Source organism: Micromonospora sonneratiae, assembly GCF_042679305.1.
GTDB lineage: Bacteria > Actinomycetota > Actinomycetes > Mycobacteriales > Micromonosporaceae > Micromonospora_H > Micromonospora_H sonneratiae.
The window spans coordinates 48,144-62,231 of record NZ_JBHTMP010000006.1; the positions used below are offsets into that span (position 1 = coordinate 48,144).

15 protein-coding genes are annotated in these 14,088 nt (G+C 67.9%); 10 read left to right on the forward strand and 5 right to left on the reverse strand.

Translation table 11 applies throughout. The features are described from left to right. Positions 1-38 precede the first annotated feature (38 nt). Together ACFQ4H_RS05770 and ACFQ4H_RS05775 are read left to right on the forward strand one after the other, a co-directional pair. Positions 39-989: an acetamidase/formamidase family protein gene (locus tag ACFQ4H_RS05770; RefSeq protein ID WP_377567746.1), complete on the forward strand. Its 951-nt coding sequence runs from the start codon at positions 39-41 to the stop codon at positions 987-989. A 53-nt stretch (positions 990-1,042) separates the two neighbouring features. Continuing rightward, the gene (locus ACFQ4H_RS05775; RefSeq protein WP_377567748.1) at positions 1,043-2,341 is read left to right on the forward strand and encodes an amidohydrolase family protein; all 1,299 of its coding nucleotides are present in this window, start codon (positions 1,043-1,045) and stop codon (positions 2,339-2,341) included. Positions 2,342-2,451: 110 nt separating this feature from the next. Here ACFQ4H_RS05775 and ACFQ4H_RS05780 read toward each other — a convergent pair whose 3' ends face one another. Beyond that, a complete protein-coding gene (locus tag ACFQ4H_RS05780; protein WP_377567750.1) occupies positions 2,452-3,930 on the reverse strand; it encodes an NAD-dependent succinate-semialdehyde dehydrogenase in 1,479 nt (492 codons plus the stop codon). Between the two features lie 120 nt (positions 3,931-4,050). On the opposite strand from ACFQ4H_RS05780, the gene ACFQ4H_RS05785 reads away from it, so the two are divergent. The 4 genes from ACFQ4H_RS05785 to ACFQ4H_RS05800 all read left to right on the forward strand — a co-directional run bounded on the left by ACFQ4H_RS05785 (position 4,051) and on the right by ACFQ4H_RS05800 (position 8,796). After that, complete coding sequence (locus ACFQ4H_RS05785; protein WP_377567752.1) at positions 4,051-5,562, forward strand: fumarylacetoacetate hydrolase family protein; 1,512 nt, start codon at positions 4,051-4,053, stop codon at positions 5,560-5,562. Then, positions 5,559-6,503, forward strand: a complete 945-nt coding sequence (gene dapA / locus ACFQ4H_RS05790) for a 4-hydroxy-tetrahydrodipicolinate synthase (protein ID WP_377567754.1) — start codon at positions 5,559-5,561, stop codon at positions 6,501-6,503. The genes ACFQ4H_RS05785 and dapA overlap by 4 nt, the downstream gene beginning before the upstream one ends. Continuing rightward, a complete protein-coding gene (gene hpaE / locus ACFQ4H_RS05795) occupies positions 6,500-8,017 on the forward strand; it encodes a 5-carboxymethyl-2-hydroxymuconate semialdehyde dehydrogenase (protein ID WP_377567756.1) in 1,518 nt (505 codons plus the stop codon). Before dapA ends, hpaE begins: the two co-directional genes overlap by 4 nt. A gap of 113 nt (positions 8,018-8,130) precedes the next feature. Continuing rightward, the gene (locus ACFQ4H_RS05800; protein ID WP_377567758.1) at positions 8,131-8,796 is read left to right on the forward strand and encodes a GntR family transcriptional regulator; all 666 of its coding nucleotides are present in this window, start codon (positions 8,131-8,133) and stop codon (positions 8,794-8,796) included. 242 nt (positions 8,797-9,038) lie between these two features. Here ACFQ4H_RS05800 and ACFQ4H_RS05805 read toward each other — a convergent pair whose 3' ends face one another. Continuing rightward, positions 9,039-9,884: a hypothetical protein gene (locus tag ACFQ4H_RS05805; RefSeq protein ID WP_377567760.1), complete on the reverse strand. Its 846-nt coding sequence runs from the start codon at positions 9,882-9,884 to the stop codon at positions 9,039-9,041. Between the two features lie 171 nt (positions 9,885-10,055). Then, positions 10,056-10,226 carry a hypothetical protein gene (locus tag ACFQ4H_RS05810; RefSeq protein WP_377567762.1) on the reverse strand — a complete coding sequence of 57 codons (171 nt, stop codon included), beginning with the start codon at positions 10,224-10,226 and terminating at the stop codon, positions 10,056-10,058. A gap of 264 nt (positions 10,227-10,490) precedes the next feature. Between ACFQ4H_RS05810 and ACFQ4H_RS05815 the strand changes: the two genes are divergently transcribed. The 4 genes from ACFQ4H_RS05815 (at position 10,491) to ACFQ4H_RS05830 (ending at position 12,173) form a co-directional block, all read left to right on the forward strand. Next, the gene (locus ACFQ4H_RS05815) at positions 10,491-10,955 is read left to right on the forward strand and encodes a hypothetical protein (RefSeq protein WP_377567764.1); all 465 of its coding nucleotides are present in this window, start codon (positions 10,491-10,493) and stop codon (positions 10,953-10,955) included. A 247-nt stretch (positions 10,956-11,202) separates the two neighbouring features. Continuing rightward, positions 11,203-11,754: an IS630 family transposase gene (locus ACFQ4H_RS05820; RefSeq protein ID WP_377567766.1), complete on the forward strand. Its 552-nt coding sequence runs from the start codon at positions 11,203-11,205 to the stop codon at positions 11,752-11,754. Continuing rightward, on the forward strand, positions 11,751-11,879 hold the full coding sequence (locus tag ACFQ4H_RS05825) for a hypothetical protein (RefSeq protein ID WP_377567768.1): 129 nt from the start codon (positions 11,751-11,753) through the stop codon (positions 11,877-11,879). The genes ACFQ4H_RS05820 and ACFQ4H_RS05825 overlap by 4 nt, the downstream gene beginning before the upstream one ends. Positions 11,880-11,951: 72 nt before the next feature. Beyond that, positions 11,952-12,173 carry a transposase gene (locus ACFQ4H_RS05830; protein WP_377567770.1) on the forward strand — a complete coding sequence of 74 codons (222 nt, stop codon included), beginning with the start codon at positions 11,952-11,954 and terminating at the stop codon, positions 12,171-12,173. A gap of 7 nt (positions 12,174-12,180) precedes the next feature. Here ACFQ4H_RS05830 and ACFQ4H_RS05835 read toward each other — a convergent pair whose 3' ends face one another. Continuing rightward, complete coding sequence (locus ACFQ4H_RS05835) at positions 12,181-13,233, reverse strand: hypothetical protein (protein WP_377567772.1); 1,053 nt, start codon at positions 13,231-13,233, stop codon at positions 12,181-12,183. A 135-nt stretch (positions 13,234-13,368) separates the two neighbouring features. After that, positions 13,369-14,076: a hypothetical protein gene (locus tag ACFQ4H_RS05840; protein ID WP_377567774.1), complete on the reverse strand. Its 708-nt coding sequence runs from the start codon at positions 14,074-14,076 to the stop codon at positions 13,369-13,371. Positions 14,077-14,088: the final 12 nt, after the last annotated feature.

The following is a 14,088-nucleotide window of genomic DNA, read 5'->3' on the forward strand; positions in this document are numbered from 1 at the left end:
GGCCACGCCTCTCCCTCCCGGCCCAGGGAGGGCATGACGTGCGGATCCACCAGTTGCCGGTCGAAGTCGGCCGGACGGCGACCGTTGGGTCGTTCAGCGGCGAGCAGGCACCGGTGCTGACCGTCGCCGACGGCGACGAGGTGGTCACGGGGACCCTGGGGCTCTGGGCGGGCCGGGTACGTCGGGAACACACCCTCGCCGACATCCTCGCGCTGCGCGGCCAGTACGCCGGTGGTGGCCCGCACACCCTTACCGGGCCGATCGCGGTCGACGGGGCCCGGGTGGGCGACGCGCTGCGGGTGGAGATCATCCGAGTGAGACCGGGCGCGCACGGATACAACCTGGCGACGCCGGCAGGCGTGTCACGGGGAGTGCTGGCCGACCGTTTCCCGGCCGGGTTCCTCCGACATTTCGACATCGACGCGGATCGACAGGTTGCCACGAGTGGCGCCTTGACGATCAGGACGAGACCGTTTCCCGGATTCATCGCGGTGGCTCCCCAGGCCCCCGGACCGCACGGCTCGGTGGAGCCGGGGCCGTTCGGGGGCAATCTGGACATTGCCGAAATGGTGGCGGGTACCGCGATCTGGCTTCCGGTGCTGCGTGAGGGCGGCCTGCTGTACGTCGGAGACGGCCATGCCGCGCAGGGCAACGGCGAGTTGAACGGAACCGCCATCGAGTGTGACCTCGACGTGCTGCACCTGCGGGTCAGCCTGGCCCGGTCGGCGTGGCTGCGGATGCCCCGGGTGACGACAGCCGACGAGATCACCACGGTGGGGCTCGGGCCGACGTTGGAGGCAGCGGTCCAACGGGCGACCGGGGACATGGCCGACTGGCTCACAACCCTCGGGATGACAGCCGAGGACGCCTACGTCCTGTGCTCGGTAGCTGGACGGATGTCCGTCTCCCAGGTGGTCAACCGGGTCGTCGGGGTCCACCTGTCGGTGTCGAGAGGCGAACTGCCGGGCCAGGGCGCGCAGTGGCGCTGATCGAGGCCTCCGCGAGCTGCGAAAGATCAGCCAATGGTACGAGGAAAGGCGAGATGGGCAGTATGTCTGGTAGCGAAGCGACGATGCGGTTCCGGGTGGCACGTGTCCTCGATGGAGATGGCCGCTCGGTCACGCCCGACGCCGTCGTGGTCGTCGAGGACGGCCGCATCGTCGACATCCGGCCCGCCTCGACGGAACCCGCCGACTCCGTGGTCCCCCTCGGTGACGCCACGCTGATTCCCGGTCTCCTGGATCTACACGTCCACCTGAACATGCGCGGGGACGGCCGCCCCATCGAGGACATCCAGGATGTCAGTGACGGGGTGCTCGCGTTGCGCTCCTACGCCGGCGCCGCCGCGTACCTGCGATCCGGGGTGACGACGGTTCTCGACCTGGGATCACGGAACGCGACGACGCTGGACCTCGGTACGGCGATCGAGGAAGGAACGCTGGTCGGGCCGACCGTCCTGTCGTCCGGAAGTCCGCTGACCCGTACCGGTGGACACATGTGGCTGATGAACGGCGAGGTCGACGGAGCCGACGGGATCCGTAAGGCGGTGCGTGAGCGGTCCAAGGCCGGTGCCAGCGCCATCAAACTGGTGGCCACCGGCGGTGCGACCCGTGGTACGTCCTGGTTCCAGCCCTCGTTCACGGCGGATGAGTTGCGGGCCGCCGTGGATGAGGCGCATGCGCTCGGACTTCCGGTGGCGGCGCACTGCACCAGCATCGCCGGACTCGAACAGGCTGTCCGGGCCGGTGTCGATCTGCTCGTGCACGCCTTCTTCTATGAGCCTGACGGGACGTACCGCTTCCGGCCGGATCTGGCGGACGCCATCGCGGCCAGTGGAGCATCGGTGAATCCGACGCTCCACACCGTAGAGTCCAGGATCGCCGAAGCCAGGAGGATCAGCAGTCGGCGGCCACTGGACACGGTGGAGCGTCGACAGTTGGAAGCTGATCTGCGTGGCTTGGACGAACGGCGGGAGATGGCCAGCAGGCTGCTCGACCACGAGGTCCCGTTGGTGGTGGGCAGTGATGGCGGCTTCACCCAGGTCCGGCACGGCATCGGGACCGTGCGGGAGATGAAGGCGCTGGCCGAGGTCGGTTTGAGCCCGGCCCAGGCCATCGCGGCGGCGACCGGCAATGCGGCGGCGGTCCTGCGGCAGCCCACCGACCTCGGCCGGGTGCGCCCGGGCGCACCCGCCGACTTCGTCGTTCTCGACGGTGATCCGGGCCGGGGCCTCGAGGCGCTGGACGATGTGCTGGTGGTGGTCAAGGCCGGTCGGGTGGTCCACCGACGCGACGATCGGGCCGCCGGTGTGGGCGGCGTCGGCACCGGGCCGGGCGCATAGGGCGAGCCGGGCCGGGCAGCGCCGCCCGGTCCCGGCCTGCGGTGCGGCGTATCCGGATCGAGGATCTGGATACGCCGCGCCGCGTCACCTGTCCCAGCCGCGTCGCCGCCTCAGGATGGCTGGCCCGGCTCAGCAAGGTTGACGTAGACGGTTTCCAGGTACTCGTCGATGCCCTCAGAGCCGCCCTCCCGGCCGAGCCCGGATTGCTTCAGACCCCCGAACGGGGCAGCTGGATCGGAGATGACGCCTTGGTTGATTCCGAGCATGCCGACCTCGATGTGTTCACTCATCCGCAGTGCCCGGGCGAGATCGCGGGTGTATACGTAGCCCGCGAGGCCGTAGTCGGAGTCGTTGGCCAGGGCGATCGCCTCCGCCTCGGTGCGGAAGGTGACGATGGGGGCCACCGGCCCGAAGATCTCCTCGTGCAGGAGCCGGGCATCCGCCGGCACACCGGTGAGCACCGTCGGCGGGTAGAAGAAACCCGCCCCGTCCGGCAACTCGCCCCCGGTGGCCGCTACGGCACCTCGCGTGATCGCGTCGGCGACCAGTTCGTGTACGGAGTCTCGGGCGTTACCGTCGACGAGCGGGCCCACCTGGGTGTCCTGTGCCAGTCCACTGCCGAGGCTCAGAGAGCTGAACTTCGCGGCCAGCCGGGTGGCGAACGCGGTGGCGACCGACTCGTGCACGATGAACCGGTTGGCGGCGGTGCAGGCCTCGCCCATGTTGCGCAGCTTGGCCTGTTCGGCCCCGGCAACCGCCGCGTCGAGGTCGGCGTCGTCGAAGACGACGAACGGGGCGTTGCCGCCGAGCTCCATCGAGGTGCGCAACACGTTCTCGGCCGCCTGGCGGAGCAGGGCGCGGCCCACGGTGGTGGACCCCGTGAAGGAGAGCTTGCGCAGGCGCCGGTCGGCGACGAGTGGACCGGTGACCTCCCTGGCGTCAGCGGTGGGGATCACGTTGAGTACGCCGTCGGGCAGGCCCGCCTCCGCCAGCAGCGCCGCGAAGGCCAGTGCGGTCAGCGGGGTCTGCGCAGCCGGTTTGAGCACGCTCGTGCATCCGGCGGCGAGCGCCGGGCCGATCTTGCGGGTTGCCATTGCCAACGGGAAGTTCCACGGGGTGATGAACAGGCACGGTCCCACCGGTCTCCTGGTGATCAGGAGGCGGGAGCGTCCATTCGGGGCGGTCTGGTACCGGCCGGCGATCCGTACCGCCTCCTCGCTGAACCAGCGCAGGAACTCCGCCGCGTAGGCCACCTCGGCGCGGGACTCGGCCAGCGGCTTGCCCATCTCCAGCGTGATCAGGGTGGCGAACTGCGCGGTTCGTTGGGTCAGCAGGTCGTAGGCCCGACGCAGTACCTCGCTGCGGGTACGTGGCGCGGTGGCTGCCCAGTCGGGCGCAGCCGCGACGGCCGCGTCCAGGGCGGCAACACCATCGGCCGGGGTGGCGCTGGCGACGCGTACGAGTGTCTGCCCGTCGGCGGGACTTACGACGGCGGTCTCACCACCGTCGGCGGCGGGTCGCCACCGACCGCCGACGAACAGCCGGGTGGGGGTGGTGGCGAGAAGGTGGGGAACGTCGATATCGATCACAGAGCTGCCTCACTACCGGGGCGGTCGACGCCATGTTTGCAAATGCTATCTCGAATCGTATATCATGTCGTGCGTGAACCTGTACTGCCCGGTCGGGCATTTCTGGCAAGGGAGCCCTAGTTGAGCAACGATGCCGTGACTGCCCTCTGCGGCTCGCGTCCGGGCAAGGTCATCGCCGTACACATCAACTACCCCTCCCGTGCGGCCCAACGTGGACGGCGGCCCGAGTACGCCAGCTATTTCCTCAAGCCCAGCTCCTCCCTCTGTGGATCGGGGCAGGTGTGCCGGCCCGAGGGGACCGAACTTCTGGCGTTCGAGGGGGAGATCGCCCTGGTCGTCGGTACCGCCGCCCGTAACGTCACGCCCGAGAGCGGGTGGTCGTACATCGGTTGGGTGACCGCCGCCAACGACCTGGGACTGCAGGATCTGCGCTACGCGGACAAGGGTTCCAACGTCCGGTCCAAGGGTGGCGACGGATACACGCCGTTGGGTCCGCAGCTCATCCAGGCATCCCGGGTGGAGCCCGACGCCCTGCGCGTGCGTACCTGGCTCGACGGTGAACTCGTCCAGGACGACACCACCGCCGACCTGCTCTTCGACTTCGGGCAACTCGTCGCGGACCTGTCCCGGATGTTGACCCTCGAAGTCGGTGACGTCATCCTCACCGGGACACCCGCCGGGGCGTCGGTCGCCCAGCCGGGCCAGCGGGTCGAGGTCGAGGTCTCGTCCCGGTCCGACCCGTCGGTGAGTTCCGGGCGACTCGTCACCGAGATCGTCGACGGGCCCGGACTGGGCCCGTGGGGCACGCCACCGCGCGTGGACGCCGGTACCCGCGCCGACGCCTACGGTCACCCGCCCGCCGCCCCGACCCTGCCCGACGACATCCGCCGCCGACTCGGCTCGGTCGCGGTCGCGACGCTCTCCGTACAGCTGCGTAAACGCGGCTACGACGAGGTCAGCATCGACGGTGTCCGCCCGCTCGCACCCGGCCGCCGGATCGTCGGCACCGCCCGCACCCTGCGGTACCTGCCGTACCGGAAGGACCTCTTCGAGGCGCGTGGCGGCGGCTTCAACGCGCAGAAGCGGGCCATCGACTCGGTCCGTCCCGGCGAGGTCCTCGTCATGGAGGCCCGGGGCGACGCCACCGCCGGCACCCTCGGTGACATCCTGGCGCTACGCGCCCAGGTCCGTGGGGCTGCGGGAATCATCACCGATGGTGCCGTCCGCGATGCTGTCGCCGTCGCGGCCCTGGGGCTGCCGGTCTACTCCTCGGGAGCCCACCCCGCCGTGCTGGGGCGTCGCCATGTGCCGTGGGAGACGGACGTGAGCATCGCCTGCGGTGGCGCGACCGTCGAGGTCGGTGACGTCATCGTCGCCGACGACGACGGCGTGGTGGTCATCCCGCCAGCGCTCGTCGTCGAAGTGCTCGAGGCCGCCGAGGAACAGGAACGCCAGGAGCGGTTCATCGCCGAGCAGGTTGCCGCCGGTCACGGGGTCGACGGGCTCTACCCGCTCGGACCGGAGTGGCGAGCCGTCTACGACCGCTGGAAGGACCACACCGAGCGGGCAGCGTCGCCCGGGCTCGAGGGCACCAGCACTTCCGCACCAACAGATCGAGAGGACATCCGATGAGTTTCCGCTCCGCCCCGGCCACGGTCCGTGGGTCGATCGCCCCGATCGTCACGCCCTTCCGGGAAGATGGTGCCGTCGACCACGAGTCCCTACGTAACCTGGTGCGTTGGCAACTCGCCGCCGGCTCCCACGGCATCTCCCTCGGTGGATCGACCGGGGAGCCGTCGTCGCAGACCGTCGCCGAGCGCGCGGAGGCGATCCGTACCGTGGCCGCCGAGATCGGTGGTCGGGTGCCGTTCCTGCCCGGCACCGGTTCGACCAAAATCGACGAGACGCTGGAACTGACGGCCGCCGCCGACGAGGCTGGTGCGGACATCGCGCTGGTCATCACCCCGTACTACGCCCGGCCCACGCAGGAGGCGCTCTACCAGTGGTATGCGACGGTGGCGCAGGAGTTCCCGCACCTGCCGATCGTTGCCTACAACGTCCCGTCGCGGACCTCCGTGGAGATCGCCCCGGAAACGGTGGCCCGGTTGTTCCGCAGGTACGACAACTTCGTCGGCATCAAGGAGACCACGAAGGACTTCGAACACTTCTCCCGGGTCATGCACGCCTGCGGACCCGAACTGCTGATGTGGTCCGGCATCGAACTGCTCTGCCTGCCGCTGCTGTCCCTCGGCGGCATCGGCTTCATCTCCGCGCTGGCCAACATCGCACCAGCCGCGGTGGCCGAGATGTACGAGGCAGCCGAGGCCGGTGACCTGGACCGGGCCCGTGAGCTGCACTACGCCCTGCACCCGCTGGTGGACCTGCTGTTCGTCGAAACCAACCCGGCGCCGGCCAAGTGGTTGCTGGCCGAACGCGGGCTGATCGCCTCCGGACATGTACGTCAACCCCTCATCCCGCTCACCGACGCCGGGAAGGACCAGGCGCGGGCACTGCTGGCCAACAGCGCAGACCTGCTCACCCCCGCCCACATCGAGGAAGGTGCGACCGCATGAGCGCCGCCGGAGAGCCATCCACCCTCCACGTGCGTCCGGAAGGGCTGCCCACCCACATCCGGCACTACATCGGGGGAAAGCACGTCGACTCGATCGGTGGTGAGACCTTCGACGTGCTCGAGCCCGTGACGAACACCAACTACCTCACCGCAGCTGCCGGGCAGGCGGCCGATGTCGACCGTGCCGTACGGGCGGCCCGCGCGGCGTTCGACCGTGGCCCCTGGCCGACCATGAAGGCCCGGGCGCGGGCCAGGGTGCTCAACCGGATCGCCGACGCTGTCGAGGCGGCCGACCGCCGCCTGGCGGAGTTGGAGACCTTCGACACCGGCCTCCCGATCTCGCAGGCGCTGGGGCAGGCGCAGCGAGCCGCGGAGAACTTCCGGTTCTTCGCCGACCTGATCGTCGCCCAACGCGACGAGGCCTACAAGGTTCCCGGCAGCCAGATCAACTACGTCAACCGCAAACCGGCCGGTGTCGCCGGGCTCATCACGCCCTGGAACACCCCGTTCATGCTCTCCTCCTGGAAGCTTGCCCCGGCCCTCGCCGCCGGCTGCACCGTCATCCTCAAGCCGGCGGAGTTCACTCCACTGTCAGCGTCGCTCTGGGCGCAGATCTTCGAGGAGGCAGGCTTGCCGGAGGGGGTCTTCAACCTCGTCGGCGGCATCGGGGAGGAAGCGGGTGACGCCCTGGTCAAGCATCCGGACGTCAACCTCATCTCGTTCACGGGGGAGAGCGCGACCGGAAAGATCATATTCCGTAACTGCGCCGACCATCTCAAGGGCGTATCCATGGAGTTGGGCGGCAAGTCCCCGGCGGTGGTCTTCGCCGACGCGGACCTGGACGCGGCGCTCGACTCGACGCTGTTCGGGGTCTTCTCGCTCAACGGTGAACGGTGCACCGCAGGTTCACGGATCCTGGTGCAGCGTGAGATCTACGAGGAGTTCCTCGGACGTTACGTCGAGCGGGCGGAGAAGATCCGGGTAGGACACCCGTCCGACCCGGACACCGAGGTCGGTGCGCTCGTCCACCCGGAGCACTACGCCAAGGTGATGAGCTACGTCGAGGCAGGTAAAGCCGAAGCGCGGCTGGTCGCCGGCGGCACCCGCCCCGCTGACCTGCCCGAGGGGAACTTCCTGCGGCCGACGGTCTTCGCCGACGTACCCCGTACGGCGAGGATCTTCCAGGAGGAGATCTTCGGTCCGGTCGTCGCCATCACGCCGTTCGACACCGAGGAGGAGGCGGTCGAGCTTGCGAACGACGTCATGTACGGCCTGGCCGCCTACGTGTGGACGAACGACCTGACCCGGGCGCACCGGGTGGCGCACTCCATCGAGTCCGGCATGGTGTGGATCAACTCGCACAACGTCCGCGACCTTCGTACCCCGTTCGGCGGAGTAAAGGCTTCCGGCCTGGGTAACGAGGGCGGATACCGGTCAATCGACTTCTATACGGAGCAGCAGGCCGTTCACCTTACACTTGGCCCCGTGCATACACCACGGTTCGGCGCTCGCTGAGAGTTCTTCCGCCGTGACACGCGGTTGAACTGGCCGAATATTGTATATGAGATGCTTTACTCTTGCCTGCATGGCAAGGATGTGAGGGGGCGGCATTGGTAGGCACGACGGGTGTGGGCACTCCGGCGTCGTTGTCGAAGTCGGAGGCTGTCTACCAACGCCTCCGCGTGCGGATCCTCGACGGTACGTACTCGTCGGGCTTCCGACTTGTGCTTGGACAGGTGGCCAAGGAGTTCGGCGTCAGCCCGGTGCCGGTACGGGAGGCGGTGCGCCGGCTCGAAGCCGAGGGCCTGGTCACCTTCATCCGTAACGTCGGAGCCGAGGTCGCCGGCATCAACACCTCCGACTACGCGGATGCGATGCAGACCCTTGCGGTACTGGAGGGGATGGCCACGGCCCTGGCTGCCGGGCGACTGACCAAACAGGACATAGCCAAGGCCAACGAGATCAACGAAGAGATGCGCGAGATGCTGGGGGAGCGGTTCGACCCTGTCCGCTTCACCGACCTCAACCATCAGTTCCATGAGGTCCTGTGTGCGACGTGCCCGAACCGGCACCTGCACGACCTGTTGCAGCGCGAGTGGGAGCGGATCGCGTTGATCCGCCGCTCGAGCTTCACCTTCGTGCCGGGTAGATCGCGGGCATCCGTCGAGGAGCACGATGCGCTTCTCGCCCTGATCCGCTCCGGGGCCGAACCGGGGGAGATCGAGATGGTGGCCCGACGCCACAAGCTGCGGACGATGGAGCAGTTCCTGGCGCGGCGTTCCGAGCAATCCTGAGAGGGTCGCCTCCCTGGCTGGGTGTGTGTCCACACACCCAGCCAGATCAAGGGTGGCTTGTAGGGAGCGCGTAGGGTGGTGGGGTTGCCCACCATCGCGATGCGCATCATGACGGCGAAGGCGTCTCGCCTCGTAGCCACGAGGCGAGACGCTGGAGTTGCAGTTCCAGACCGAGGTCGGGCCCGAGACGTGCCTGGATCGTTCCAGGTTCGCATGACCGCGAGCGGGGATCGCATCAGCGGTCAGACGCCGGCGAGAAGGAGGAGTCGCTCCATGTCTGCGGCTGGCAGGGATGGCGAAGCCGCAGCCGCTCGCGCGATCCATTCGCTCGGATCCGCGAGCAGGGTGATCAGCACACGCGTTGGCAGGCGTGGATGAGGAGCGATTGCGCGGCGTACCGAGCCGTCGGGGTCTGCGGCTAATCGCTCGGCCAGGTCAGCGGGCAGATCCGGGTCCCGGGGCGCGAGGCAACGCATTCTCGGGTCGGGATCGGTTGCGAATCGGCGAAGGGTCTCCGGTGGGAAGGTGAAGTCGTCAGCCGGACGCCAGCCTGTCCTCTTGTCCGGTCGAAACTCGCGATCGATGCGGTCCGCAGTGATCAGATCGACCAGGTGGGGAGCGTGGGTGGCCATCGTGGTACGCACGATGCTCTCATCGTCGTTGAGCAGTCGCATCACGGCTTCCGGTGGAAGTGAGCGACTACTGGCTGCGCAGCGGCGGAAACATACGTACGGCGAGGTCACATGCGGTATCGGGTCCGCGGCCACCCATTCCAGACGCAGAGGTCTCAACTCGGTGACGGCGAAGTGGTCCTCGACCTTCTGGAGGAAGGCATCGTTGTCGAGATCGGCATCCAACTCGTCGACCGATTGGCCGGAACCCTGCTGGATCGCGTAGTAGATCCGCTGTCGTGTCGGCTCGGGGGTGTCCGGTCGGACGAAGATGCCGACGCGTACGTACGCGCTGGAATCCTCGGCGAGGCGGTCCCGCAGGCCCGAGGGTAGTTGCGGATGCCCAGCCAGTTGTCGGCGTACCTCGTAGTTCGGGTCGTCGGCCAACCGCAGGGCCGTATCGGCCGTGAGAGTCAAATGCCGCACTACACCGGCCCTGGTGACCGGGTCGTCGAGCAGGCCCGGTAGCAGGTCGGCGGGCGGGACCGGGTGGGGTAGCCGTGCGTAGTAGGTGGAACAGGCGGCGGCTCGGACCGTGTCGACGGGGTCGGTCAGCAGGACTCGCCGTATCTCCTCCGGGGCCTCTGGTCACCATCGGGCGAGTGCGGCCCGGACAGCGGGATCCCGATGCTCAGCAAGTCTCAACCGTACGGCGTAGGGCAGATGCCGGTTGAGTGCGAGCGAATGTAGCAGCCAGTCGTGGTCCGTGGCGATGATCTCGGTGATCAGATCGGCGGTCAGGTCGGCTCGTGTGGCCACGTGTCCAAACCCGCGCCGGTAGGCTAGCAGCCGGCGGACCAGCCCGGTCGGCAATACCGGATTCTCGGCAAAGACCATCCAGCGCCGCAGAAAGATGGGCCGGTGTCGGGGCTGTGCCAGACATCGCTGAGAACCTTTCTCCCAGAGTGCGAGCGCAGTCAATGATCGTATGCGCCCACCGGGGAGAAGACAGGCAGGCACGCGTTATCGAGCAGCGTAGTGAGTCGAGCGATGCATTGGGCCGAAGCCGGCTAGCCTTCTCCGGTGGTCGACTCGCGTGAGGATGCCTCGCCGGACGAGGAGTTCGAACCCGTCTACGTCGAACTGGACTGGTACGACGGGCCGCGAGGCGGCTTGGGCGACATCAACGGAGTGCCGCACTACTTCAGGGCGGTCAACGCCTACGCCCGCCCTGATGCTCCGGACGACGAGCACTTCGTCTGGCCAGCCGGCCAGAAAGCGCTGGCCTGGGAACGCGAGCAATGGGCGATCTTCGTCGAGTGGAACGGCCGCTACGAGGCTGGCACCGCCACGCTGGACAGCCACCCCGAACGTCACGGCGTCAATGCCCGTTATGACGAGCTGGCCAGGCTGCTCGAGCCACACCGCAACATGCCGACGGACGTTGGCCGGATGAGGGTCGAGTGGCGCTGGGACCTCTCTCCGACAGGAACGCGGTATCACACCGACGGCCCGGGTTACCGGGCCCAATGGCGCCCGGCGCAATGAGGCCGCCTCGACCACACGCAGGTGTCGGCTAGCGCCTCGTCTTTGAACGTTGATCGTGTAATCCGCTGGTTCCGGTCATGTTTCGGGCAGGCTGTCTCCTAACAGATCATGTGGGAGGTGATGGCCGGTGGGCAGACGCCCAGAGGTGTTCGTCCGGCAAGTGTCGATGGCCGAGGGCCAGCGGTTACAACGGATTAGCCGCACCGCGAAGGACCCAGTGAAGCTACGGCGGGCGATCGTGGTCCTGATGTCCGCCCAAGGCCAACCGGCCCCGGACATCGCCCACCTACTCAAGGCCAGCGAGGACTACGTCCGCGACGTGATCCACGTCTTTAACGAACAGGGATTCACCGCACTCGACCCAAAATGGAGCGGGGGCGCACCGAAACGGATCGATGAACAGGCCCGTGACTGGATCTGCGTCATCGCCCGGTGCGACCCCCGCTTCCTCGGCAAACCCTTCTCCTGCTGGTCCCTTGCCAAGCTGCGCGACTACCTGGTCGAGACCGGCCACGTCACCACGATCAGCATCGAAACCCTGCGCCGGATCCTGCACGAACGCGGCGTGTCCTGGCAGGCCACCAAGACATGGAAGACCAGCAACGACCCCGACTTCACCACCAAGATGCGCCGTGTGTTGGACCTCTACGACCACCCACCCGCGGACGGCCGCGTGATCTGCATCGACGAGTTCGGGCCACTGAACCTGCAACCCCGCCCCGGCCGAGCCTGGCGGCCCCACGGTCAGCCGGTGCGGCTACGGGCACCTACACCCGCGACCAGGGAATACGACACATGATCGCCGCCCTGGACCTGGCCACCGGGAAACTGCACTACCGCATCCGCGACCGTAAACGGTGGCGAGAGTTGCTGTCCTTCCTCAAACCCTGCGCCGCCGCTGGCCCAACCAGAAGCTGTACCTGATCTGCGACAACTTTCTCCCCACACAAGCACCCCGAGGTCCGGGCCTGGTGCACCACCAACCGCATCGACCTGGTGTTCCTACCCACCTACGCATCGTGGCTGAACTGGATCGAGGCCGAGTTCGCCGCCGTCCGCTACTTCACCCTCAACGGCGCCGACCACCGCAGCCACCACGAGCAGAACACCGCCATCGGCGACTACATCCGCTGGCGCAACCAACACTCCCGACCCAAATCCGGATTCGCGGTCAACTCCAAGATCCGCCACCCGGATTACCCGTTCAAGGCTGCATGACGAGGCACTAGTTCCAGTTCGTCGCGGTGCACGTCGTGAACTGGCACTCCTCACACAGGTACAAGCTGCGCCAGCCGTGCCCGTACTCGCGAATTTGGCTTTGCACCGTAACCACGTGGAACATCAACCGGTCGCACGAGCGGCAATGCGGGTTCGGATAAAGACCTATCGCGGGGCCGCCAGCCGTGCCGAAGATACCTGGCGTCGACAGGACGTGACCGTTGCTGTAGGTGAGGCTGTCGTCGTACGGCCGGAGCACGACCACACCCATACTGCCCTGGTCGTCGTTGTCGACGGAATCCTCGACGTCGTTCTCGGGGGGCTCGTCGAACGTGACGATCTCGCTGTGCCAGAAGCCATCCCGATCGAGTGCCGCCGTCAACGTCCAGCCCACCGAGCCCTGGGGACTCACCAGATGCACCCGGTCGGTCGGCCAGTCCGGCATCCCGGGAACCTCGGAGAGGCGTAGCGACAGGTAATGCCAGGCGATCGCGGTGGAATCCGGATGGCGGACGATCTGTCCCAGCCGTATTCCGACCGGATGGTCTGCGTCGACCAGTTCCGCCGGGCCGGACGCCGACCGGAGCTCGACGACCCGTCGGTGCGGTGAGAACCGGTATTGTGCTGGACCGGTCGACGGTGTCCAGATGCCCGAGTCCTCGAATTCCTTCGGGTCCGTACCCTCGCGGACGAGGTCGGCGATCGCGGTCAGCGCGGGTTCGGTGCCGATTGCCGCAAGCGCCCAGGCTTCCCGGAACGACCAGCGGTTCCGCAGTCGCCGTTCCAGGCGCTCCACGCAGGTGGCGGGTGCTCCGTTCAGTAGTACGCACAGGTTGTCGAACGTGACGTCAAAGACGTCGAGAAACTGGGTAATGACGGTTTCCTGATGCGGCCGGAACCATTCCGGACACACTCCGGCGACGTACGCGAAGTGATCGCCGAGGTCGTTGCGTAGTTTGTCGTCGACTGCCGCCCGACTGAGAAGCTCCACCAGTGCCGTGACGTCGTCTGCCGTGTCAACCGGGAATGACGCGGTGCCGGTGTAGGTCTTGATCGGCATACGCGGACCATACCCAAGGCGACGGACTCGATGGGGCCGGCAGGGTGGCTGGCCGGGCGATGCCTCGGAGCGGGCAGCCATTGCGCTGGCAAACTGTCCCATCCGCTCTGGCCGTTCGCGGGTTCCCGCTTGCCGTCAAAGGGGCGGTTCCGGTGGCGGCGTCGTTTGCGCCGGGGGTGCGGGTGGTGCCGCCAGCGGGCCCGGGGGTACGCCCTGGGGCCGCCAGACGGGCGGGCCGGGCGCAGGGAGCGGGGGGCCCGGGGGTGGAAGTGGCTGCGGGGGCAGCTGCGTGCCGGGTGCCCGGTGACCGTACGGCATCGGGTACGCGCCCGGATACGGCCGGTAGTCGGGCATCGGGCGTGGCATGGCCTGCCGGAGCCTGCGGTAGTACGTCCGCGCGCCGGGCAGGGCGAGCAGCACGGTGGCGGTGACCGCGAACGTCAGCGTCGTGATGGTGGTGGCGAGCGTGAGCTGGCGGTACCAGCTGATGGCGTCGTACGGGCCGACGACGAGCGCGACGGTGCACACGACGATGGTCAGCCCGGCCATGATCCAACTGATCACGTGTGCGGGGTTCGCCCCGCCAGCGGCCAGCGGGGCGAGGATGAGGTAGACCAGAGCCGTGAGTAGCGACAGCGTGGTGAGCAGCACGAGCCCGACGGCCGCGAGTTGGCCGGCTGCCTCGTCGCCGGCGCGGTCGCTGTAGTGCCGCATGGCGTCCGGGACCGCGTAGTAGCTGGCGACGGCGGCGACGACCTGCACCGCAGCGATGCCGGCCAGCAGGTAGCAGCCGGCGAACACCACGGTAGGGCTGACCGATCGCGCTGCGGGTCTCCTGGTCATCACGGATCCTCG

Excerpts from the sequence above, each read along its gene's own strand:
- ACFQ4H_RS05775 (WP_377567748.1), top strand. The coding sequence starts at position 1,043 with ATGGGCAGTATGTCTGGTAGCGAAGCGACGATGCGGTTCCGGGTGGCA.
- dapA (WP_377567754.1), top strand. The coding sequence starts at position 5,559 with ATGAGTTTCCGCTCCGCCCCGGCCACGGTCCGTGGGTCGATCGCCCCG.
- hpaE (WP_377567756.1), top strand. The coding sequence starts at position 6,500 with ATGAGCGCCGCCGGAGAGCCATCCACCCTCCACGTGCGTCCGGAAGGG.
- ACFQ4H_RS05820 (WP_377567766.1), top strand. The coding sequence starts at position 11,203 with ATGTCCGCCCAAGGCCAACCGGCCCCGGACATCGCCCACCTACTCAAG.
- ACFQ4H_RS05825 (WP_377567768.1), top strand. The coding sequence starts at position 11,751 with ATGATCGCCGCCCTGGACCTGGCCACCGGGAAACTGCACTACCGCATC.
- ACFQ4H_RS05835 (WP_377567772.1), bottom strand. The coding sequence starts at position 13,233 with ATGCCGATCAAGACCTACACCGGCACCGCGTCATTCCCGGTTGACACG.
- ACFQ4H_RS05840 (WP_377567774.1), bottom strand. The coding sequence starts at position 14,076 with ATGACCAGGAGACCCGCAGCGCGATCGGTCAGCCCTACCGTGGTGTTC.